This is a genomic window from Microcoleus sp. BR0-C5, from assembly GCF_036705045.1.
Lineage (GTDB): Bacteria > Cyanobacteriota > Cyanobacteriia > Cyanobacteriales > Microcoleaceae > Microcoleus.
Map to the genome: position 1 here is coordinate 36,845 of NZ_JAUBTR010000001.1, position 21,688 is coordinate 58,532.

Annotated in this window: 22 protein-coding genes; 17 read left to right on the plus strand and 5 right to left on the minus strand. The window is 45.3% G+C overall.

Going from position 1 to position 21,688, the window contains the following annotated elements:
• Positions 1-13: 13 nt before the first annotated feature.
• The 8 genes from QUB08_RS00170 to QUB08_RS00205 all read left to right on the plus strand — a co-directional run bounded on the left by QUB08_RS00170 (position 14) and on the right by QUB08_RS00205 (position 5,472).
• Positions 14-289, plus strand: a complete 276-nt coding sequence (locus QUB08_RS00170) for a hypothetical protein (RefSeq protein WP_333222395.1) — start codon at positions 14-16, stop codon at positions 287-289.
• A complete protein-coding gene (locus QUB08_RS00175) occupies positions 286-2,352 on the plus strand; it encodes an AAA family ATPase (protein ID WP_333222397.1) in 2,067 nt (688 codons plus the stop codon). The genes QUB08_RS00170 and QUB08_RS00175 overlap by 4 nt, the downstream gene beginning before the upstream one ends.
• Positions 2,339-2,998: a Uma2 family endonuclease gene (locus tag QUB08_RS00180; protein WP_333222399.1), complete on the plus strand. Its 660-nt coding sequence runs from the start codon at positions 2,339-2,341 to the stop codon at positions 2,996-2,998. Before QUB08_RS00175 ends, QUB08_RS00180 begins: the two co-directional genes overlap by 14 nt.
• A 12-nt stretch (positions 2,999-3,010) precedes the next feature.
• Positions 3,011-3,331, plus strand: coding sequence for a nucleoside triphosphate pyrophosphohydrolase (locus tag QUB08_RS00185; protein WP_333222401.1), 321 nt, complete (start codon positions 3,011-3,013; stop codon positions 3,329-3,331).
• Positions 3,332-3,398: 67 nt separating this feature from the next.
• Entirely contained in the window at positions 3,399-3,869 is a 471-nt protein-coding gene (locus tag QUB08_RS00190; protein WP_333056136.1) for a DNA phosphorothioation-associated protein 4, read from the plus strand.
• 10 nt (positions 3,870-3,879) lie between these two features.
• Positions 3,880-4,926 carry an endonuclease/exonuclease/phosphatase family protein gene (locus QUB08_RS00195; RefSeq protein ID WP_333222403.1) on the plus strand — a complete coding sequence of 349 codons (1,047 nt, stop codon included), beginning with the start codon at positions 3,880-3,882 and terminating at the stop codon, positions 4,924-4,926.
• A gap of 155 nt (positions 4,927-5,081) precedes the next feature.
• Positions 5,082-5,270, plus strand: coding sequence for a DUF6888 family protein (locus QUB08_RS00200; protein ID WP_333077086.1), 189 nt, complete (start codon positions 5,082-5,084; stop codon positions 5,268-5,270).
• Positions 5,257-5,472, plus strand: a complete 216-nt coding sequence (locus QUB08_RS00205) for a DUF6887 family protein (RefSeq protein WP_333163313.1) — start codon at positions 5,257-5,259, stop codon at positions 5,470-5,472. The genes QUB08_RS00200 and QUB08_RS00205 overlap by 14 nt, the downstream gene beginning before the upstream one ends.
• A gap of 62 nt (positions 5,473-5,534) precedes the next feature.
• Here QUB08_RS00205 and QUB08_RS00210 read toward each other — a convergent pair whose 3' ends face one another.
• A complete protein-coding gene (locus QUB08_RS00210) occupies positions 5,535-7,127 on the minus strand; it encodes a DGQHR domain-containing protein (RefSeq protein ID WP_333222405.1) in 1,593 nt (530 codons plus the stop codon).
• Between the two features lie 271 nt (positions 7,128-7,398).
• Here QUB08_RS00210 and dndB point away from each other — a divergent pair, with 271 nt between their 5' ends.
• The 8 genes from dndB (at position 7,399) to dndE (ending at position 15,600) form a co-directional block, all read left to right on the plus strand.
• Positions 7,399-8,511, plus strand: a complete 1,113-nt coding sequence (gene dndB, locus QUB08_RS00215; protein ID WP_333222407.1) for a DNA sulfur modification protein DndB — start codon at positions 7,399-7,401, stop codon at positions 8,509-8,511.
• A gap of 165 nt (positions 8,512-8,676) precedes the next feature.
• Positions 8,677-9,675, plus strand: coding sequence for an HNH endonuclease (locus QUB08_RS00220; RefSeq protein WP_333222409.1), 999 nt, complete (start codon positions 8,677-8,679; stop codon positions 9,673-9,675).
• Positions 9,672-11,357 carry a DNA phosphorothioation system sulfurtransferase DndC gene (gene dndC / locus QUB08_RS00225; protein WP_333222411.1) on the plus strand — a complete coding sequence of 562 codons (1,686 nt, stop codon included), beginning with the start codon at positions 9,672-9,674 and terminating at the stop codon, positions 11,355-11,357. The genes QUB08_RS00220 and dndC overlap by 4 nt, the downstream gene beginning before the upstream one ends.
• Before the next feature lie 7 nt (positions 11,358-11,364).
• Positions 11,365-11,577, plus strand: coding sequence for a hypothetical protein (locus QUB08_RS00230; protein WP_333222413.1), 213 nt, complete (start codon positions 11,365-11,367; stop codon positions 11,575-11,577).
• A gap of 204 nt (positions 11,578-11,781) precedes the next feature.
• Positions 11,782-12,168, plus strand: coding sequence for a hypothetical protein (locus QUB08_RS00235; RefSeq protein ID WP_333222415.1), 387 nt, complete (start codon positions 11,782-11,784; stop codon positions 12,166-12,168).
• Between the two features lie 29 nt (positions 12,169-12,197).
• A complete protein-coding gene (gene tnpA, locus QUB08_RS00240; protein ID WP_333222417.1) occupies positions 12,198-12,650 on the plus strand; it encodes an IS200/IS605 family transposase in 453 nt (150 codons plus the stop codon).
• Between the two features lie 285 nt (positions 12,651-12,935).
• Complete coding sequence (dndD, locus tag QUB08_RS00245; RefSeq protein WP_333222640.1) at positions 12,936-14,933, plus strand: DNA sulfur modification protein DndD; 1,998 nt, start codon at positions 12,936-12,938, stop codon at positions 14,931-14,933.
• Between the two features lie 265 nt (positions 14,934-15,198).
• A complete protein-coding gene (gene dndE / locus QUB08_RS00250) occupies positions 15,199-15,600 on the plus strand; it encodes a DNA sulfur modification protein DndE (protein WP_333222419.1) in 402 nt (133 codons plus the stop codon).
• A gap of 62 nt (positions 15,601-15,662) precedes the next feature.
• Here the strand turns inward: dndE and thiD are convergent, their stop codons facing one another.
• The gene (gene thiD / locus QUB08_RS00255; protein ID WP_333222421.1) at positions 15,663-16,472 is read right to left on the minus strand and encodes a bifunctional hydroxymethylpyrimidine kinase/phosphomethylpyrimidine kinase; all 810 of its coding nucleotides are present in this window, start codon (positions 16,470-16,472) and stop codon (positions 15,663-15,665) included.
• Between the two features lie 215 nt (positions 16,473-16,687).
• Here thiD and QUB08_RS00260 point away from each other — a divergent pair, with 215 nt between their 5' ends.
• Complete coding sequence (locus QUB08_RS00260; RefSeq protein WP_333222423.1) at positions 16,688-17,452, plus strand: MBL fold metallo-hydrolase; 765 nt, start codon at positions 16,688-16,690, stop codon at positions 17,450-17,452.
• A gap of 161 nt (positions 17,453-17,613) precedes the next feature.
• Here the strand turns inward: QUB08_RS00260 and ftsZ are convergent, their stop codons facing one another.
• The 3 genes from ftsZ to QUB08_RS00275 all read right to left on the minus strand — a co-directional run bounded on the left by ftsZ (position 17,614) and on the right by QUB08_RS00275 (position 21,395).
• Positions 17,614-18,888 (minus strand): cell division protein FtsZ, encoded by a 1,275-nt coding sequence (ftsZ, locus tag QUB08_RS00265; protein ID WP_333222425.1) that lies wholly within the window; start codon positions 18,886-18,888, stop codon positions 17,614-17,616.
• Positions 18,889-19,364: 476 nt separating this feature from the next.
• Positions 19,365-20,465 (minus strand): transposase, encoded by a 1,101-nt coding sequence (locus QUB08_RS00270; RefSeq protein ID WP_333222427.1) that lies wholly within the window; start codon positions 20,463-20,465, stop codon positions 19,365-19,367.
• A gap of 42 nt (positions 20,466-20,507) precedes the next feature.
• Positions 20,508-21,395, minus strand: a complete 888-nt coding sequence (locus QUB08_RS00275) for an FtsQ-type POTRA domain-containing protein (protein WP_333222429.1) — start codon at positions 21,393-21,395, stop codon at positions 20,508-20,510.
• Positions 21,396-21,688 lie beyond the last annotated feature (293 nt).

The following is a 21,688-nucleotide window of genomic DNA, read 5'->3' on the forward strand; positions in this document are numbered from 1 at the left end:
ATTTGAAAAAAAAATGACTGAAAATCTGCATGAAAATTTGATTATGGCATTTAGATATGAAGATAGTGCGATCGCAGCCTTACCGACAACTATTTTAGCAGAAAAGCGTTCTGCTTATCAAACTCATCAGGAATTCAGCGACGTACAGGAACCTATTACTAGCGCGCCGCCCGAAGTCCGTCAAATTATTGAGCGGGTATTGGAAATTGAAAAAGATAAGTTGTACATGAGAGTTCCCCGCCACATTAACGATGACATTTTAAAAATCATTAAGGAAGCAATTGTATGAAGTTAATCTCAATTACTCTGTGCAACTTTCGTCAATTTTACGGCAAAAGCCCGGAAATTAAATTAGCTTGGGGCGGGCGAAATATTACAGTAATTCACGGGAATAATGGCGCCGGAAAAACTGCCTTGATGAATGCCTTTACGTGGGTACTTTACGAAGAATTTAGCGCGGCTTTTGCGGCGGAAGAACAATTAGTAAACAAGCGCGCTCTGGCTGAGGCTGAAATGGGAAAAGCCGTAGGTTGTTGGGCGGAAATTGTGTTTGAACACGACAGCACGCGCTACCAAGCAAGACGAATTTGTCGTGCTTATAAAAGTGAAAACACTGTAGAACATGGCAAGGCTGAATTGTTTCTGAATGTAGCAAAAGATAACGGTCTGTGGCTGAAGCCGGATCAGCATCCTGATGATATTATCGGGCGGATTTTGCCGGAAAGTTTACATAAATATTTCTTTTTTGACGGGGAGCGAATTGAGCAAATTGTCCGCCATGACAAGAAGGCAGAAATTGCGGAAGCTACTAAGGAGTTGCTGGGGGTGGAAGTGTTGAATCGCTCGATCCGGCATTTAGGAGAAGCCAAAAAATCTCTGGAGACAGATTTAAATATAATTGGGAATGCTGAAACGAAGAAACTTTTAAAAGACAAGCAAAAATTTGAGCAAGAAGCTGAGCAGCTTGCGAGCAGACAAGGAGAAATAGAGCGGGAATTGGCAAACCAAGGGGAGTTAAAGAAAGCAGTTAATGGTAACTTGTTGGAACTTAGCGGTGCTGCAGATTTACAAAAGTTGCGAGACGAATTGGAAATGCAGAAAAATTTATTTAAGCAACAAATTGTACAGGCTACAGATGCTCTAAAACGCTCAATATCTATGCGGGGTTATGGGGTATTTCTGTCAGAGGCGGCGGCTGAATTTAAAGTAATTGTTGAAGGTTTGCGGGAAGGCGGCTCGTTGCTTTCGGGAATTCAGCGACCGTTTTTGGAAGAGTTATTAGCGCAGCAGCGGTGTATCTGCGGTGCGGAATTAGTGGAGGGTTCTGAATCTCACCAACAGGTTAGCGGTTGGATGGATAAGGCGGGTGTTGGGGATGTGGAAGAAACAACTATTCGGATTAGCGATCGGGTAAATGAAATTGATAAACAAGTGACTGATTTTTGGGAAGAAATTGACCGACAGCAAGGCAATATCAGCCGTGACAGAACCGAACTTTCTAGGGTGGAAAATCAGCTAGACGATATTCACAACAAGCTGCGAAATTTTCCTGACGGCGATGTCAGCCGCTTGCAAAAGCGCTTGGATGAAATTGAGGCAAAAATTGGCGATTTGCACCGGGAAACAGGTTCTAACCAGCAGCAGATTGAGAGTTTGAAGGTGCAGGTGTCGGCTTTGGACAAGCAAATCGATAAGCAGCACCTGAATGAGCAAAGGCAAGTATTAGCCCAGCGCCGGATTGCTGCGACTCAGGATGCGATCAATCGTCTAACTGAAGTGCGATCGCGCTTAGAAAAACAGTTTTGTTCTCAGTTGGAAAAGCGAGTGCAAGATATTTTTAGTCAAATTTCTTTTACTCCTTACATCCCCAAGTTGAGCGATAAATACGAACTGACTCTAGTAGAAAATACCTCTGGAAAAGAATCATTGGTTGCCGCTTCTACGGGAGAAAATCAAATTCTCAGTTTGTCGTTTATCGGCGGGATTATTGAAGGCGTGCGGGAGTGGAGTCAAAAGAATACTTTGATGGGCCCGGATAGCAGTACGTTTCCAATCGTGATGGATTCTCCCTTTGGTAGTTTGGACGAGATTTATCGCAAGCAAATTGCAAATAAGCTGCCGAAGTTGGCGAATCAATTGGTAGTTTTGGTGACAAAAACTCAGTGGCGTGGAGAAGTTGCTCAAGAGATGGAAAGTTGCACCGGCAGGGAATACGTGCTGGTGTACAATTCTCCGAAAGCTGATTGTGAAGAAGATGCGATCGAACTAGGCGGGATGCGCTATCCTTTAGTTAAGCGCAGTCCGAATGAATTTGAATATACAGAAATAGTAGAGGTGGATGATGTCTTCTAATTCGGCAATTACGCAGGTTTTGGAAACGGATATTTGGGTGAAGGCGACGTGGGAAGAGTTTCTAACTTTTGCTGAGGATTCAGCATGGGAAAAGGGCAAGTTTTATTACTATCAAGAACACATGAGGGTAGAAATGTCACCAGTAGGGCCATTGCACGGTAGCGATAATTCGATTGTTTCCTATGTGGTTATTCTGTTTGCTACGTTGAGAAATATCCGAGTAGTTCAGTTTGCAAATACCAGTTTTCGCAAAGCAGGTATTCGCGAGTTTCAACCCGATCTAGCTTACTACATCGGTTCAGATTTGAGAGTGCCTCCTAAAGACAGCAATTCACCTGTTAATTTGGATCAATACGATGCGCCTAATTTGGTAATAGAAATTGGTGCATCTTCTTGGAATGATGATTTAGGCAGCAAGCGGTTGCTTTACGAAGACGCAGGAATTAGCGAATATTGGGTTGAACGTGCAAACACGCGGGAGGTTTTTGCCTTTGCGATTAATGGCGGAGGTAGTGGTAGAATTCAAGAGTCGCGGGTTTTGTATGGGCTGGAAATCCGGTTAGTTGAGGAAGCTTTGAACCGGAGTCAAACCCAAGATGATGGGGAAATTAATCGCTGGTTGATTCAAACTTTTAGTCAAGGTTGAAAGGAGTTTGACGTGGAGAAAGAGTATCATAAGTTGGTGCGTGATCGCATTCCTGAAATTATTCGCAAAAGCGGGAATGAATGCGAGGTTGTAATTTTGTCCGATGCAGAATACCGTCAAGCTTTGCTGCAGAAATTGATTGAAGAAGCGAGGGAAGCGGCGGAGGCTGATGAGGAAGATTTGGTGGCGGAATTGGCGGATTTGTATGAGGTGATAGATGCGGTGATGACCAGTTTTGGCATTTCGGGCGATCGACTTTTGGCAGAACAAATCAAGCGGCGGGAAGCAAGAGGAGGTTTTGCACAAAAAATTATGTTGTTGCGGACATTGTGAAGTGCGCCTGCGCGGACTGTCGGATATTGGCGAGATGTATTATAGTTAGAAACTAGATATTATGGCAATGGCTGCTAACAAAATTAGAATTGCTAAAGATAAAGCGGAGTTAGTCAAATCATTAACTTTATTGGATAACCACACTGGCCCTTTCCAGACTTACGCCGATGTCATCGCTTTCGCCGCATCCTTGGGAAAGCAGCGGAAAAAACGATCGCCCTTGGGTGAAATTTCCAAACGAGAACCGGGTGCGATCGATGTTGATATCTTTGTATCCAGGGGTTACGATATGGCGATTAAGTTAATTGCGATCGCCGAAACCAAAAATCCTCAAATTCTTTCCCATCTCGACGAAAAATTGGAAGCAGAACGCTTGCAAATTTTTGAAGAATATGCTAATGGCGGACTGGAAATTTTGCGGGAAGAGTTGCGGGGCGCGGCGGATTATACCGATCGCCTTTTGTTGGTTTTGATTTCAGAAAGAGACAACCAACATCGGTCAAATGAAGAATTTGATTTAAGCAAGTTTTTATTTTAATAGGTTCCCAATGAAGCACATACCAAAAGATATAATCCAGAGAGGCTTAAAGCAAGCTGCAAAATTTCTCGCTTACAGTTACGCAGCATTTATTATCTGCTATTTCATTCTCAAACTAATCTTTTGGGATCGACTGTGGATTATTGCCTTAATTAGCACTTTTAGCCCCTTAATTTTATTCCCAATTTTCTTGCTTCCGATCATCGGAGTGTCAATTATCAAAAAAAGATGGTTCACTATTATTTCGGCGATCGCCTGCATTCTCCTAATAAGTTGGCTGCACGTCAAATACTTTTCTACTACACCCATCAACCTCACAAATTCCCAGCCCGGAATCAAAATTTTATCCCATAACGTCGGTTGGTATGCAACTCAGTCACAAACTTTAGTTAAACTGATTCAGCAGCAAAAACCCGATATTATATTTTTACAAGAAATCGTTAAGAAACATACCAAAAGAACTTTCACCTGGCTAAAAGCAGACTACCCCTATCAAATGGGTATTTCACGGGTCGGGATTTTGAGCAAATATCCAATTATATCTAGCGAAATACTGCACTTAGCCGGCCATCGAGAAACGCAGCAACGGGCAATTATTAACTTTAACGGAGAAGAAGTAGTCATTTATAATATGCAAGCTACCGGGCCGTGGTTGAAAATATCTAAAAAATTTGGTTTTATCAAAATTCCAGTTTACAAATATGACAAACGATCGCCTGAAATTCAAGACTTAGTGCAGCGAGTTGAGCGAGAAACTCTGCCAGTAATTGTCGCGGGCGATTTTAATATGACAGACGAAACTCAAGACTATGACAGGGTGCAGAAAGTCATGCAAGATTCTTTCCGAAAATCGGGATTTGGGTTTGGTTTTACCTGGCCTCATGGTTGGGAACTTAAATTCTTGGTAAAAAGGTCTAATTGGAGATTAAATTATCCCGTTTGCCGGATTGATTATATTTGGTATTCAAAGCATTGGGGTGCTAAATCTAGTTCCGTTTTGGAGGCAACCGAGTCGGATCATTTGCCTGTAGCCGCCGAACTTATTTTGTTGAAATAAAGCGGTATAATGTATGTAAATTGAGGTGTAAACTTTGGTGCGATCGCGATATGTAGTATTGTTATAGCGACAAAAATTGCTAAAAGTGATTGTATAAATATACAACTTTCCTTGAGCTATATGTTAAAATAAGTATTAGGTTGAGTGATTGACAAATGCCTACTGCTGCCCAGCTAGAGAGTTTATATCGCATCAGTTATCAACTGACCTACACGATGCTTCAGCCTATACATCTGATTTGTGTTGACGATCGCACTCGTAACGTATATATATTGGCTGGGTACGATGAAGAGCTTGAGTTCCAGATTTTACCCAATGGGGAGTTTGCTGATGAGCCAAGTTAACTATAACGCCATGTCGAATACTGAATTGAAACAGTATTTTCTTAAACATCGTGGAAATCGAGCCGCTTTTCAGGCGTACTTAGACAGAATCAATCAGCATCCGCTGAGGATTATTGCAAGTCCCGGCGATCCAGATTTTGATGAGAAAGTTCAAGCCGCAATTCGCCGCAAGTTAGAAGTGGCAAGAAATCGCAGCACCTGAATGAAGCTAGGGAGACGGCACTGCCGTCTCCTGTATTTCATCATACTTAATCCAATAGAAACTTAGCTCAGCACCGGTGGCAATCCTACCTCTTGCGGCTGCACAAACCTGCCATTAAAACTAATAGCTTTATCCTCAAAAGTCCTCGCTTCCGCTACCGCTTGCCGCAAATGAGCTCGATCCATATCGTCCTGAATTCCCCCCACCAAATATACAATTAACTTCGTCGCTAAATCCTTTCCAGAAACTAGCATTCGCTTTTTGTTCGGATCGTACAAAATCCCGTACCACGCAGACTCAGGATTGTCCATGTGGCTAAATCCTTCATCCACATCGAATCTGCGGAGTTTGTCGAAAATAGATTTCAGGGAAAGTTTCTTTCTAAATACTAGAATTCCCAAAGCATTAGCTAAAGCAACTTGACCGACTGGACGGAACAAAATATTTCCCTCGCCCCCTGGCTTTTCAAAACTAAATCGGCGCAGTTCTGTCGTTTCTTCCCCACTTTCAATCCTTTGATAGCTGGGCAAAGTTGCTAAATTATCGAACAATTTTTTAAACTCTTCAATTCCCTCTTTGAGTTCTTCATCTTCGGGACGCATGGGAATTAAACCTTTTCGTTCCGGCTTCCAATGAGGGAATTTGTATTCTAAATACCGTTCGGACATATCTTGCAGCGCTTGCAATGTGGTTAACACAGTTGATTTTGCTGCGACTGTGGCGCTGTCCCAATTGACGCGGGGGTTTCTGTCTTCTTGTTCTTTTAATAAGGGATGGGTGACGGCAATTTTGCGGGCGGCGATCGCAAATCCGTTGTCCTCGTTCAATAATGCTAGCTGGCCCTGACTCAGCGTTACCGCCATTAGGTTAACGTGCACAAAGATCGATCGCACGCGCCGTTGTGCTTGCTGTCGCGTTTCCCCCGCTACCGCCGCCGGAATAAACTCAATTCCGATTTTTTCGTGAGCTAATTTATACACTGTTTCGGGGTCGATTTGATACTCTTCTGCTAAATCTTCCAGAGTAATTGCAGCGCCGACAGGTTTTTTATTTTTGTTATATCTTTGCAGGATTCCGGTTTTAATTAAACTCATTAAACCTTGAACTCCCATCAGCCGATGCTGGCCGTCTAAGGCAAAAATTGAGACTTTTTGAGAGACATTCAAAAGCCCTAAGTTCTCGTTTTTATCAAAGGATGTAAATTCAGCAGCCGATTTAGTTGCTACGCCATTTTTATCCCATTCCTCTGCTAGAGGATTGTCTACCCACGGGGGACTGACGACTACTAAAACGGCAGGAAATTTGTGCGATTTTCGGGCTGCTAAATATTGAGTTAGGGCGGCTTGGCGCGACCAATCTAAGGGGCGCTGGATAATTTCGTCAATGGTTTCATCGTCGCGGACGATGTTGTTCGTTTGGAGGTCGAATTTTTGGCGGAAAAGCGGCATTTGCGAGGCGAAACGGACGCGAGAGTCTAACCATTCTAGGGTGACTGAACCGATGTATGCTTCGCTGTTTCCCATCTGGGTTTTTTGTACGAAAATGCGATCGTCCTTTCCTAAATAATTATCTAATAAAAGTGCGATTTCCTGTCGGTCGCTATTTTCTTTTTCTAAAATTTTGCTAGCGAGGTCATCCGCTGGGTTGGTACTCATTGGCGGTTTTTACATAAGTATGCTATTTTTTCAAAAAGTATCATATATTAAAGTTTATGTCAACACTTGTTTTTAAAAAAACATTGTGAAATACTTAAGTTATGCCCTAATTTCCCACCGTCATACCATAAAATTTGCAAAAAATCAATAGCTATTAATGCTTAATTCCCATGCCCCATGCCCCATGCCCCATGCCCCATGCCCCATGCCCCATGCCCCATGCCCCATGCCCCATGCCCCATGCCTCATTCCCAATGCCCCATTCTAAAATATGTCTACTCCTTCCTTTGAATACATTTTGCCGGTAATTCGGGGCATTCAAGCGGGCCGCGAATATTACGTGTCGATGTGTCCGGTGCGTTTTTTGCCGAAATTGTTTCCCTTTGAATCTGAAGATTTGCCGCCGTCTATGCGGGCGAAACGCGCGCTTAACAAAGCTAGGATTCCCGAAATTGCTGAGTATTTTGTTAAGAATCCTACAAATTATACTTGTGGCGCAATTGCTGCTTCGATTGATGCGGATATTACTTTTGAAGCAGTGGGAAATGAGGCGGAGGAAAGGAAAATCGGTCGCTTGCGAGTGCCGATGGATGCTAAGTTTACTATTAATGACGGACAGCATCGCCGGGCGGCTTTTGAGATGGCTTTGAGGGAAAATCCGCAGTTGGGATATGAGACGGTGGCGCTGATTTTGTTTCTCGATATTGGGTTGGAAAAATCGCAGCAGATGTTTGCTGATTTGAATAATTTTCAAGTTCCTTTGGAGGCGTCGCTAAGTCTACTTTACAACCACCGGGACGATCGCGCTTTTGTGGTGAAGGCTGTTGTTAAGCAGGTTGAGGTTTTCCGGTGTTTGACTGAGATGGAGAGGGGGAGTTTGAACGGGCGATCGCACAAATTGTTTGCGCTGAGTGCGATCGATCGTGCGATCGTGGCTTTGCTGTCTAATATTCACGGCAGCGAACAGGCAAAACCCTCTGGTTCTCGCACCAAAAAAGAACAGAAAGAGGAAGAAATTGCTCAAAAAATACAACTGGCCGTTAGTTATTGGAATGCGGTTAGCAGTTTTATTCCAGATTGGCAATTAGTTCTGCACAAGCAAGTGGCGGCAGGGGAAATGCGGCGGGATTGCGTACACTGTCACAGTGTTGTGCTTGAGAGTTTGGGGGAAGTTGGGGCCGCTTTGCTGTCGGTTTTTCCTGAGAGTTGGGAGGAACGTTTGATCTTTTTGCGGCAGGTTGATTGGTCGATTTCTAATCCTGATTGGGAGGGTGGGATTTTGTTGAAAGGGGGGATTTCTAAGTCGAGGGCGAGTGTTAGTTGGATGACTGATTATTTGAAGGTGAGGTTGGGTTTGGAAACCGCAGAGGCACGCCGACAGTGATATAATTATCTTCTGTTTAGGCTAGAAAATTACTTTTTAGTCTGCTGACACTGCTTAAATTATCTAGTTTCTGCGTTATGGTTGTGCCTTGTGGCGCTTAACTTTTTGTTGAAAAAAGTGTTAAATTTTAGGTCGGATTGTATTTGATCATAGCGGGAGGAGAAAATGACTACAGGAGAAGAGTCCGTAAATAAGAATTTAGCATACTATCGCAATTGTTTTGATCAGATTAAGGTAGGCAAAAATAAAGAAGGAGGCGATGCTCTAAATCAGCCAATACTGCTACTGTCTGTAATTGATTTAATTACACAAGGCTTACTTAATGAGAACAATATTACTGTTTCCGAGCAATTAATTAACACCTTCAAAAGATACTGGTCTGTATTGAGTTCTGAGGGTTTTGAGGAGATTGATTTTGCTATTCCGTTTTTTCATTTAAAAAACAAGAAACCTAAATTTTGGCACGTTAAATTTACCGAACAATACACGGGAGGACGCCCTCAAACCATTAACTCTTTAAGAAGAGATGTTGAAAGAGCCAAAATAGATGATGAATTATTTGATTTATTGCGAGACTATAATGCAAAACAAGAATTAATAGATATACTGATATCTGCCTGGTTTTCCTCAAGCCAAAAACAGATAGAAGATGTTTTAACAATAAATCAGTCTCTCCAAGATTCTACCTGGAATGAATTAGAGAGTATTGAATCTAGTGATACAGATGCACAACCAAAGGTGTATTTACGAAAATCTTTGTTTAGAGAGGCTATTTTCCGTAAATCCGTCGTGCATTTGTATGATTACCGATGTGCTTTTTGTCGATTGAAAGTTAGACGTTCGCTTAGTCAAAGTATTGTAGATGGCGCACATATCAAGCCATTCTCTGAGTTTTATGATAATAGACCAGATAATGGGATCTCACTCTGTAAAAATCATCATTGGGCATTCGACCGAGGATGGTTTGCTGTTGACGATAGTTATCAAATTATAGTTGCTAGCGATCTACAAGAGGACTCACCATACCCTAGATTAATGAGAGAGTTTCACGGAGAACAGATTCTTTTGCCAAGTTCAGAGCAATATAATCCGAGAATAGATGCGCTTCAGTGGCATCGCAAAAATGTGTTTACTTCAAAATCAAAAGGGAGATCGAGAAAATGAATGAATTACAACAGATGTCACTATTTCCGCCACGCAATATTGGCGATTTAATGGCAGACATAGAAATTTTAAAAAAGGAAATTCAAGAGCTTTATTGTCAAGATGAACTCCCACTTGTAATCGGTTGGAGTGGCGGCAAAGATAGTTCGGCAGTCCTACAGCTTGTCTGGTATGCGATTGCCGAGTTGCCAATTGAGAAACGCCACAAAAAAATTCATGTTCTAACAAATGATACACTGGTAGAAAACCCTATAGTAGCTGCTGGAGTACATAATTCTCTAAAACGGATGAAAGTTGCAGCCGAAGAACAGGGAATGCCAATAGAAACTCATTTAACTTATCCAGCCGTTCAAGATACCTTTTGGGCGTGCTTAATAGGTAAAGGATACCCAGCACCTAGAAACCGATTTAGATGGTGTACGGAACGATTAAAAATACAACCAACTGGTTCTTTTATTCGTGAAATAATTAGAACTAGCGGCGAGGTAATTCTTGTTCTAGGTACTCGCAAGGCTGAAAGTGCTAAACGCGCCGCAAATATGGCTAAACATAGGGAGTGGCGGGTAAGCGAACGCCTTAATGCTAATCCCACTCGCCCTAACTCTTATATTTACCTTCCCATTGAAGACTGGCGAACAGATGAAGTGTGGCTTTACTTGATGCAGTGGGATAATCCGTGGGGAAATAACAATAAAGATTTGCTAACTATGTATCGAGGTGCGACAGCAGATAATGAATGTCCTCTAGTGGTTGATACTTCCACCCCTAGTTGTGGAAATTCTCGCTTTGGCTGCTGGGTTTGCACAATGGTAAGCCAAGATAAATCTATGGAGGCAATGATTCAAAACGATGAGGAAAAAGAATGGATGCAGCCTCTACTCGATATTCGCAACGAATTAGACATTCCAGACGATCACCCAAAAAGAGACTTCCGCCGCATCTACGGTAGAGTAGAACTGTTTGAACGCAACATGGGCGACGACACAACCTCCGTCGAACCCATCCCAGGGCCCTACACCAAATTCTGGCGAGAACACTGGCTGAGACGAGTCTTGGAAGCACAAACCCAAATCCGCAAAACCGCACCCCTTGAAATGCGCGATATCACCTTAATTACCCCAGAAGAACTTAGCGAAATCCGCCGCATTTGGCTGGAAGAAAAGCACGAATTCGACGACTCTTTACCCCGGATTTACGAAGAAGTTACGGGCGAACCTTTTGAAGATTCCCGTCCCGCCGCCGAAAGAAAACTCCTCGGTAGCGATGAATGGACTGTGATCGAAGACATTTGCAGCGAGGACAAAATGCACCTCGAATTGATGGCAAAACTCCTTGATACAGAACGCCAATACTACACGAAACCCAGGCGTACAGGAATTTACGGCGATTTGGACAAATGCTTTGAAACCAGTTCGCGATCTAAGGATGAAGCCATTGGTAACGCCCACTATCAACGCAACTTAAAAACAGCGGTGGAAGCTGTTAAGGCAAATCCGACGGAAAACATTCAGCAAGTCAAAGATGCGATCGCCCAAACCAACAGTTCCGCCAAAAACGATACCGTTGATATTGCCAAACTTAAAGAAGAACTCGAAAGCAACAGCAATCAAAGCAGACAGCTATCTTGGGCGGATATTAAATTTTCTACTCCCGATGTAGGAGATAAAAATAGCAAAGATTAGGTCAATAATGTCGATCGGGCGATCGGGCGATCGGGCTTTGGGGCATCGGGCTAACCCGAAGATCCGCCGGGGATTCAAATCCCCGTCTCATAGCAAAAGTCGGTTAAAACCGACTGAAGAACCAAATCACACGATCGCCGATTTCAGTCCTTTTGATAGCACTTTGGGGCGATCGGGCTTACCCACAAGCCCGCCGGGGATTGAAATCCCCGTCTCATAGCGAAAGTCGGTTAAAACCGACTGAAGAACCAAATCAAACGATCGCCGATTTCAGTCCTCTTCAAGAGGACTTCAGCTATGAGACAGGGATTTCAATCCCTGTCGGACTCTCGGATCATGGGACACGCCGATCGACCCCGATCGCACTCAAGACCCCGATTGTCCTCTGCAAGTAGATCGGGCTTACCCACAAGCCCGCCGGGGATTGAAATCCCCGTCTCATAGCGAAAGTCGGTTAAAACCGACTGAACAACCAGATTTAACGATCACCGACTTCAGTCCTCTTTCAGAGGACTTTCGCTATGAGACAGGGATTTCAATCCCTGTCGGACTGTCGAACTCACCGATCGACCCCGATCGCACTCAAGACCCCGATTGTCCTCTGCAAGATCGGGCTTACCCACAAGCCCGCCGGGGATTGAAATCCCCGTCTCATAGCGAAAGTCGGTTAAAACCGACTGAACAACCAGATTTAACGATCACCGACTTCAGTCCTCTTTCAGAGGACTTTCGCTATGAGACAGGGATTTCAATCCCTGTCGGACTGTCGAACTCACCGATCGACTCTCGATTGAACCTGAGTATTCGCTGACATCTATCTAAAAAAAAGGAAAAATCTTTATGGCAATGTGGCGGCTGTACTATCATTTAGTTTGGGCAACAAAAGAGCGACAGCCTCTCATATCTCCCGCAAAAGAAACCGAACTTTACTCTTATATCACCGGCAAAGCAGACGCCATCAATTGCATCCTTCATGCGATCGGCGGCACAGAAAATCACATCCACTTAATAGTTTCCATTCCTCCGACACAATCGATCGCTGAATTCGTTAAAAATATTAAAGGTAGCAGCAGCCGTTATCTCAATCAAACTTTGCAAAATCCCAATAAATTTTCGTGGCAAGAAGGATACGGAGTATTTTCTTTAGGACAAAAACAACTAGACTCAGCAGTCGCTTATGTGATAAATCAAAAGGAACATCACTTGCAAAAAACGACAAACTCACACCTCGAACAAATGACTCATCAAGACGATTCACCCACCCGGTGGCACCCAAATTCACCAGAGAATTAATTGAAAAATATTGGCAGACTCCCCGATTTTCGGCATCTCCTGCTATCGGGACTCTTAGGGGCGATCGGGCTTACCCATAAGCCCGCCGGGGATTGAAATCCCCGTCTCATAGCAAAAGTCGGTTAAAACCGACTCAACAGCCAAATCAAACGCCCGCCGACTTCAGTCCTCTTTCAGAGGACTTCAGCTATGAGACAGGGATTTCAATCCCTGTCGGACTATGAAACTCGCCGATCGACCCCGATCGCACCCACCAACTTTCATCCCATCTCAACAACATCTACAATGCAATTCCTCGAACTCGTCCTCAAAAACTTCGGCCCCTATGCAGGCACCCAAACCATCAATCTTCGCCCCGAAAAAGACGGAAATCCCTGCCCAGTCATTTTATTTGGCGGCATGAATGGCGGCGGCAAAACCACCCTCATGGACGCCATTCGCCTCGCCCTCTACGGTGGCCGCGCCCAATGTTCCACCCGAGGCAATTTAAGCTACAGCGACTTTCTCAATCAATGCGTCAACCGCCACACTCCCCCATTAGAAGATACCCGCGTCGAACTAACATTTGAACAAGTCCAAGATGACAAATTAGCTCAATTCAAAATAGTTAGATACTGGAAAAAATTAGACATCAAAGACACCTTAAGCATTCTCATATACAGCGAGATTGTCAGCGATTGGTGGTCGGACAAAGCAATTACTAACACTTGGGACGAATACATCGAAACCCTTTTGCCCGTCGGGATATCTAACCTATTTCTGTTTGACGGGGAACAAGTAAAAGAACTGGCCGAACTCGAAACACCGCCAGAGTTTGTCGTCGGGGCGATTAAATCTCTTTTAGGTTTAGAATTAGCAGAACGCCTCGCCGTCGATTTAGAAATTTTAGCCGGCCGCAAGCGGAAAGAAATTGCTGGCAAAAAAGACTTGGCTGCTTTAGAGAAAATTGAACAAACTTTTAAGAAGATTACTGATGAAATAGACTTAGCTAAGCAAGAACAAGCCAGCTTTAAAAACGAGTTAGATAAAGCTCAAAAAAATCAGCAACAAGCATCAGAAAAGTTTATTTATGAAGGCGGGAAAATTGCCGCCGATCGCAGTCAGCTAGACAGACAGCTAAACGACTACAGGAATCAGGCAGAAAAAACCCGTCAATCCATGATGGAAGTAGCCTCAAATACGCTCCCACTAGCATTAATTTCGCCCTTGCTAAGTGAAGCAAAAATTCAAGCAGAAACCGAAGCCAGCCAGCAGCAAGCAAAGATTGCCCAAAATGTTATCAAACAAAGAAGCGATCGCCTTCTAAACTATATCGCGGAAATCTCGTTAAATCCCCAACAGCTAGATAAAATTCAAGACTTCATCCGCCAAGAAAACCAAGAACTCGAACATCAAGCCGGAACAGACTCCCCGCCCTGGATGAACGCCGACAACAACAGCATCCAGCAACTAGAAAACCTGCTTAGCTACCAAATCAAAGCCCAGCAAATTCTAGCCCGCGACCAAATAGAAGAAATCAAAAGCATCGAAGCAGAAATAGACTTCACAGACAGACAACTCGCAGCCGCAGCTTCCCCCGAAGCCTACGAAAAACTAGAAGATGAGGTCAGGAAAGCCCAAAAAGCAGTCGCTATCGCATCCGCAGCCTGCGAATCAGCCAACCGCCGCGTCGATGAATTAGAGAGAGAATTAGCCAAAAACCAAAAAGAACTAGAAAACTACAGCAGCGAATACATCACCATCAGAAACAGCCAACACGTCATCGCTTCTATCGCCAAAGCCCAAGCTACGCTCAAACTCTTTAAAGAAAAACTCACCCTCAAAAAACTCAACAAACTCGAAATAGAAATTACCGACTGTTTCCGCTACCTGTTGCACAAAACCGACCTCGTGCACAGAGTTGCGATCGACACTGACACATTTAGCCTCTCAATTTACGATCCAGAAGGTAAACCGGTACCCAAACACCGACTTTCAGCCGGGGAAAAACAATTGCTGGCGATCGCCTTTTTGTGGGGATTGGCTAGAGTATCGGGGAGACAATTGCCAGTGGCGATCGACACTCCCTTGGGCCGCCTCGACTCCTCCCACAGAAACAACCTAGTGGAACGCTATTTCCCCTCGGCCAGCCACCAAGTCATCCTGCTTTCTACCGATACGGAAATTAGAAAAGTAGAATACGAAAAACTCCAAGAATTAGAGGCGATCGCCCACAGCTACCTCCTCAAATACGACTCGACCAAACACCAAACCACGGTCGAAAAAGGTTACTTCTGGGAATAAAAATTTGCCCTAAAAAATAGCCGCAACCCCTTGACTTTGCTGTGGAGTTGCGGTAGTATATATATCATAATGGGATGGTTGCGAAAATTTTATTTTTGCCACCATCCCATTATTAAGGATAAATCCTACTAAAAATACAATACCAAAAAACAACGTTTTTATCAAGTCGCGCCGTGTAAAAAAATGTTAATTATTTCGGGTTATTTAGAGGCTTTGCTTCCCCAAGATTAACACTTTTTACAATATACCAAACAATCTTAAACCTATGGAACCACCAGTCGATCGCATCCGCCTCTCCCAAACAGGCAAAGACCAACTATCAAAACTGAAACGATCGACCAAAATCGATCAGTGGAACATCCTGTGTCGGTGGGGATTTTGCCGATCGCTCGCCGAACCCAGCATCCCATCCCCAGTACCAATTCCCAGCGACAGCAACGTCGAATTAAGCTGGGATGTCTTCGGCGGCGACATGGCCGATATCTTGATAATTGCCCTCAAGCAGCGGTGTCACAAAGACAATTTAGGCACTGAAAAAGAAACTCTAGCCAAACAATTTCGCCTGCACTTGCACCGAGGGATTGGTTATTTAGCCGGCGATCCGAATATTAAGAAAATCGAAGACTTGGTGGCGATCGCTTTATCGCCTGAAAAATTAAGAAATTAAACGAACCGCGAAGACGCAAAGGACGCGAAGGAAGAAGGGAAGACAAGGGATGAGTTCACAATTTACTTCAGTAAAAGTGGGAAAAAATGACCTACTGGCCCTTGGCCTTCCCCAATATCCAAAGCATATTTGAGAGCAGTAGTAACATAATCCTTAGCCAATGTCACCGCCGTCAATAAATCTTTACCTAATGCTAAATTAGCGGCGATCGCAGCACTCAAAGTACAACCAGTCCCGTGAGTATTCCCAGTATCAACATTTTCAGTCTTCAACACATCCAACCGCGCACCATCAAACCAAACATCAATTCCCCGCAAATCTCCCGCCATCCCGCCGCCCTTCACCAAAACAGCTTTCGCGCCCGATCGATAAATCTGTTGCGCCGCCGATCGCATATCATCCACAGAATGAATCTCCAAACCGCTCAAAATAGTCGCCTCAAACCGATTCGGAGTCACGACAGCAGCCAAAGGAATCAAAACATCGCGCAAAAATGCGATCGCCCCGTCATCAATCAATCGATCGCCCGATCGTGAAACCATCACCGGATCGACAACCAAATTCCTGATTCCCAAAGCCTCAACCTGTGAAGCCACCGCCACCATAATTTCCCGATTCAGCAGCATCCCAGTCTTCATAGCATCCACCCCAATATCCCCAACCACCGCCTCAATTTGAGCCGCCACAGCCTCAGCAGACAAAGCATCAACTCGCATCACCCCCAAAGTATTTTGAGCCGTCACGCAAGTCAAAGCACTTGTACCGTGCACGCAGTGAAACGCAAAAGTCCGCAAATCCGCCTGAATCCCAGCCCCGCCGCCGCTATCAGAACCCGCCACAGTCAAAGCCACAGGAATCTTCAATTTAATCATCTTATTTCAACCGCAGATAAACGCCAACTTGAACCAGACAAATCCCAATCATATCTGTGGCACGGGCGTCCCGCCTGTGCTTCCCCGTGGCACGGGCGTCCCGCCTGTGCTTCCCCGTGGCACGGGCGTCCCGCCTGTGCTTCCGAAGGGGTTAAATTTCCCCAAACAAAATTAGCTATGATTAAACCAAATGTAAAGAATTATTGCAAACAACTGTGAAAGTCACCCGAATCGACCTCAACTCTTGGATCTTCCACATCGCAGGCCAAACCATCCTCGTCGATCCTTGGCTGGTCGATCCCCTCGTATTTTACGGTCAACCCTGGCTGTTCACCGCCTACCATAACACCCCTGTCGCCTTCACTCCCAGCACCTTACCGCCGATCGACCTCATCCTAATTTCCCAAGGATTAGACGACCACTGCCACAGACCAACACTCGAACAGCTCGATCGCACAATTCCCGCGATCGCCTCACCCACCGCCGCCAAAGTCCTCAGCAGTTTAGGCTACACCAATATCACATCTTTAGCAAATTGGCAAGGATTTAATTATCAAGAAAAGTTACAAATTACTGCCGTACCCGGAGCCGAAATCCAGCCCGGACAAGAAGAAAACGGCTACTTGCTCAAAGATTTAAGCAGCGGCGAGACACTTTATTACGAACCGCACTTACCACCATTAGAAAAAGTCAAACAGAAAATAGACACAGTAGACGTAGCCATCGCCCCAGTCATCGGTCAAATCTTCCCATTCCTCGGACAAGTCATCATCGGGCCTTCTGAAGCCCTCAGTCTCGCCCAAACACTGAAACCTCGGTTTTTCCTGCCTACTGCAGCGGGAGACATCCGAGCCACAGGCATTTTACCAATGTTAGTGCGATCGATCGGCAGCATCCCCGAATTTCGCGATTTACTAGCAAAATCGGGACTCTCCACCCAACTCCTCGAACCCGAACCAGGCCAAACCCTAGAAATTTGAGATTTGAGATTTGAGATTTGAGATTTTTTAGATTTTAGATTTTAGATGCTCGATATTTTCGATTTTTTACATGGGAGATTGGAGATTCAATGCCAAATCCCCAATCTAAAATCCAAAATCCCCAATCTAAAATCCCAAAATCCCCAATCTAAAATCTAAAATCATCTTGGTGGGCGACGGTTACGCAAAAACTCAGGAATATCCAATCCCAAATCCTGGGGCGGTTTCGCTTTCGGATCGGGTGTCTGTTGAGCAGGAGTCGTCGGCGCAGTTGCAGCCCGCCAAGGAGCATTAACATTTTGCGTCCGCCCCTGAGGCGGAGGCGACGGAACTTCTCCCGAAAAACCAGTAGCGATCACAGTAATCTTAATTTCGCCCTGAAGCCGCTCGTCAATCACCGCTCCAAAAATAATATTGGCATTCGGATCGACAACCTCGTAAATCGTCTCAGCCGCCGCATTCACCTCGTGCAGAGTCATGTCAGTACCGCCCGTGATGTTAAACACCACACCTCTAGCGCCCTCAATAGACGAAGCTTCCAGCAGAGGCGAAGAAATAGCCTGCATCGCAGCCTCCCTAGCCCGCGACTTGCCAGAACCCACGCCGATGCCCATCAAAGCCGAGCCCGCATCCGCCATTACTGCCCGCACGTCAGCAAAGTCAACATTCACCAAACCGGGAATAGTAATAATGTCAGAAATACCCTGAACCCCTTGGCGCAGGATATCATCAGCAACTCGAAAAGCCTCTTGTACCGGCATTTGTTCCGAAATCACAGACAGCAGCTTGTCGTTAGGAATTACGATCAGCGTATCCACCCGCGTTTGCAAAGCTGCAATCCCTTCCTCAGCTTGGCTGGTGCGCCGCCGTCCCTCAAACGTAAAAGGCCGCGTTACTATGCCCACAGTCAAGGCGCCCATTTCCTTAGCCACCTCAGCCACGATCGGAGCCGCGCCCGTGCCCGTACCGCCGCCCATGCCGGCTGTGATAAATACCAAATCCGCATGATTCAGAGCATTAGCAACCTCATCGCGAGATTCCTCCGCAGCCTTTTGACCGATCGCCGGATTGCCCCCCGCCCCCAAACCCCGCGTCAACTTCTGTCCGACTTGCAAGCGTTTCGGAGCATTTGAAAGAACCAGAGCTTGGGAATCTGTATTCACGCACCAAAACTCGACACCAGAAACCTCGCTAGCAATCATCCGGTTAACGGCGTTGCCCCCACCGCCGCCGACGCCAATTACTTTGATTTTGGCAGCACTGCTGGGCATTATGTCTTTGGGATTGACCATAGGATCGATATCAATACTATCTACATTTACATAACCAGACTTGCGTCTAAAGGGATTGGCGGAATCTGCCGCCACCGGAAAATTTTTTACTTCTTCCGAAGGGGGACTGTCTTGGTCAGACCCCTGTCTATTATTAAGCTTCATTAGAGTCGGGGATAGTAGATTACAACTCGTTAACTAAACGCCAATTCACAATCAACTATAGGCTAAGTTGCGCGAAAAACTAACACTGGTCGATGCTTAATGTTAGCAATCTCGGATTTTGCCGACCTCGCTAGCCCAGACCTCGCTTGACGCCATCCAGGTACTTGACCGGATTAAGGCCGTTGTAAAGCAAGGCAACAGGAAAAACAATGGATACTAGCCCCAGACGCGGGGCGCTATCCAAAAACTCGGCTGATTTCAAGCCCTGCCTATCGATCCTTATGGGCAAAAATTCTGCCTATCGATCGATACCTTCTACCTTCTGTTGACAGAGAATCAATTCTGGGCGCGAGTGGGTGCGGGAGTTGAACTCTGCTTTGTCAAACTTACCCAAACTTTGCTAAAGCCACCTTTAGCCGCAATTCGGAGTTGACTTCCTGCGCTGTTGGGTGGTCGGCCATCCCAAGATAAGCAGGCTATCCCCCAATAGCCTTGGGTTCCCAATTTAAAATATTTAAACTGGCATTGAGATCGCGATCTATTGAGGAGCCACAAGCAGGACAATCATAAGTCCGAACGCTTAGTGGCATATCTTTTTTATGCCCGCAATTCGCACAAGTCTTAGAACTGGGGAACCATCGATCCACCAGCACTAAATTCGCTCCATACATTTTGCACTTATAATTTAGCTGCCGCCTGAATTCGTAAAACCCTAAGTCGGATATTGCCCCAGCCAACTTGTGATTTGCCATTATTCCGCTTACGTTCAAGTCTTCTATATTGATTGACTTGAAAGTTTTAGCTAAATAAGTCGTTAACTTTTGAAGGAAATCTTTGCGAATGCAAGCTATTCGTGCGTGAAGTCTGCCGAGCTTGTTGTAAGTTTTGCGCTGATTGTTTGAGGCTTTTATTTGTCTTGATGCCTTGCGCTGCAACCGTGCAAGCTTGGTTTTCGCTTGCTTTAATGGCTTTGGTGCATCAAACACTTGACTGTTTGACAGGGTAGCAAAATATTTAATACCCACGTCAATCCCTACAGAGCTTTCGGGTTGTTGAATTGGTAAAAGTTCCGCATCAACACAGAAAGAGACGAACCAGCGATTTCCTTCTTGTGAAATGGTAAAAGTTTGAGAGACAAAACCGCATTCCAGTGGCTCGTGAAGTCGAAAAGTTCCCAGCGTGGGAATCTTAATGGTGTTGCCAGCAGTTAGTAAAACTTTTCCATTAGACGAATCAACCGTGAATGATTGCCCATCCCGGCGGCTGGCAAATTTCGGATGATCGGCTTTTCCCAAGCGATACCGACTGAACGCATCTTTCAAGTCTATCAAAGCGTTTTGGTAAACTCGACTGGACAACTGGTTCATCCAAGCGCATTCAGGTTGTTTCTTGACGTGGTGGGTGAGAACTTTCTTGACTTCGTTGATGACCTTTGAGTCTGAAAAATTGCCCTCACCGTACATTTGGACTCGCAAGCTCAATCCCATGTTAAATACTACACGCCGGAATCCTGCGTGTTTTGCCATCAAGGTTGCTTCCCTATTATTCAATTTGAGCGCTCGCTTGACGGCAAACATGGAACTTCCTCTCAACAATCAACTTTAGATAAGTTTAGCAAACTATTTAGCAATTAAGTCCGACTCCAAACTGCCGGGGAGTTCTGGCAAATGGACGATCGGCGAAGCAGGATTTTTCAAGTCAATGTAGGCTATGAGGCTTGAATCTATCTGTTTTGGCAATTGTCGCATTCGGTCTAAAACCTTAAGTTGCTCCGCAGTCTTGGAACTGTACGGCCCTAAGTGTACGGTACCGATCTCTGTTTTCAAGATCAAGTTGTTCGGGTTTTGCCAATTAATCTCAAACACTTTCACCGTCAAGCCGCTGAGTCCTTGGTAAAACTTCGGCCAAGAGGCGCGATACTGTTCCAAAGGCCCGATGACTTTTAAAGTGGGCAAAGAACGCTGAGGCTGCGTTCCCGGAATGCTGCCTGGCCCGATCGAACTATTCTGCGATCGTACAGCAGTATAACTATCCGACGGCATCCAACCTCCGCGAGCGTCCAGCCACCCCACTTTTTCCTTGTCACTGTTCGATCTCAACACCGCCGTCGGCTGCGCCACCGCCACCGGCAGCCGTTCTGCCACTTCTATAGTCAAACTCGGCGGAAACAAGTTACGAGTCACCTTCGCTTTAGCGATGGGTCCCGTTGACTCCAGCTTTTGGGCCAGCGCCTGCGGTTGAATCCCCCACAGCGACTGCGGGTAAGACAGCGGCACCAAAGACCGCACCGCCTTATCCGATAGCCACTGATTGCCCTCCACCTTCACTTGTTCCGATCGGGCAATCAACCAAGCCGGCTGCCCAATCCACCACAGCAAACCTCCGGCGATCGCGCTCGCTGCCAGCATTTGCCACACAACAGCCGCCAATCGAGCGCGACGGAGCTGCCGCAACTTTTGGCGTCTGCGCCCTAACTCTGTTTGAGAAACCGCTCCAAAACTAGCCATCTACCTCTTGACAATATAGTAATTAAGCATTAGCACAAATTCAAAACTGTTTAATCTCTCTCTCTTGAACCCTGTTTTCCCCTACCATTTAACCAGATCCCCGCAAATTTACCCAGACTCCGGCGAATATCAGTAATATCACGGATACCGCTAAGTAATAAAAAATTATTAATTAAAAATTCCCAATTCCAGCGCCGGGAAAACCCCTTACCAGATCAAGGTTATTTGGGTATTTAGGGCATTACCCCACAGGGCAAAAGGTTACAAATCAAACTAAACTCAAGTAAAGAAAG

What these genes read in the sequence shown, in the direction of transcription:
- QUB08_RS00170 (WP_333222395.1), top strand. Translation starts at nt 14, where the DNA reads ATGACTGAAAATCTGCATGAAAATTTGATTATGGCATTTAGATATGAA.
- QUB08_RS00175 (WP_333222397.1), top strand. Translation starts at nt 286, where the DNA reads ATGAAGTTAATCTCAATTACTCTGTGCAACTTTCGTCAATTTTACGGC.
- QUB08_RS00180 (WP_333222399.1), top strand. Translation starts at nt 2,339, where the DNA reads ATGATGTCTTCTAATTCGGCAATTACGCAGGTTTTGGAAACGGATATT.
- QUB08_RS00190 (WP_333056136.1), top strand. Translation starts at nt 3,399, where the DNA reads ATGGCTGCTAACAAAATTAGAATTGCTAAAGATAAAGCGGAGTTAGTC.
- QUB08_RS00195 (WP_333222403.1), top strand. Translation starts at nt 3,880, where the DNA reads ATGAAGCACATACCAAAAGATATAATCCAGAGAGGCTTAAAGCAAGCT.
- QUB08_RS00200 (WP_333077086.1), top strand. Translation starts at nt 5,082, where the DNA reads ATGCCTACTGCTGCCCAGCTAGAGAGTTTATATCGCATCAGTTATCAA.
- QUB08_RS00205 (WP_333163313.1), top strand. Translation starts at nt 5,257, where the DNA reads ATGAGCCAAGTTAACTATAACGCCATGTCGAATACTGAATTGAAACAG.
- QUB08_RS00210 (WP_333222405.1), bottom strand. Translation starts at nt 7,127, where the DNA reads ATGAGTACCAACCCAGCGGATGACCTCGCTAGCAAAATTTTAGAAAAA.
- dndB (WP_333222407.1), top strand. Translation starts at nt 7,399, where the DNA reads ATGTCTACTCCTTCCTTTGAATACATTTTGCCGGTAATTCGGGGCATT.
- QUB08_RS00220 (WP_333222409.1), top strand. Translation starts at nt 8,677, where the DNA reads ATGACTACAGGAGAAGAGTCCGTAAATAAGAATTTAGCATACTATCGC.
- dndC (WP_333222411.1), top strand. Translation starts at nt 9,672, where the DNA reads ATGAATGAATTACAACAGATGTCACTATTTCCGCCACGCAATATTGGC.
- QUB08_RS00230 (WP_333222413.1), top strand. Translation starts at nt 11,365, where the DNA reads ATGTCGATCGGGCGATCGGGCGATCGGGCTTTGGGGCATCGGGCTAAC.
- tnpA (WP_333222417.1), top strand. Translation starts at nt 12,198, where the DNA reads ATGGCAATGTGGCGGCTGTACTATCATTTAGTTTGGGCAACAAAAGAG.
- dndD (WP_333222640.1), top strand. Translation starts at nt 12,936, where the DNA reads ATGCAATTCCTCGAACTCGTCCTCAAAAACTTCGGCCCCTATGCAGGC.
- dndE (WP_333222419.1), top strand. Translation starts at nt 15,199, where the DNA reads ATGGAACCACCAGTCGATCGCATCCGCCTCTCCCAAACAGGCAAAGAC.
- thiD (WP_333222421.1), bottom strand. Translation starts at nt 16,472, where the DNA reads ATGATTAAATTGAAGATTCCTGTGGCTTTGACTGTGGCGGGTTCTGAT.
- ftsZ (WP_333222425.1), bottom strand. Translation starts at nt 18,888, where the DNA reads ATGAAGCTTAATAATAGACAGGGGTCTGACCAAGACAGTCCCCCTTCG.
- QUB08_RS00270 (WP_333222427.1), bottom strand. Translation starts at nt 20,465, where the DNA reads ATGTTTGCCGTCAAGCGAGCGCTCAAATTGAATAATAGGGAAGCAACC.
- QUB08_RS00275 (WP_333222429.1), bottom strand. Translation starts at nt 21,395, where the DNA reads ATGGCTAGTTTTGGAGCGGTTTCTCAAACAGAGTTAGGGCGCAGACGC.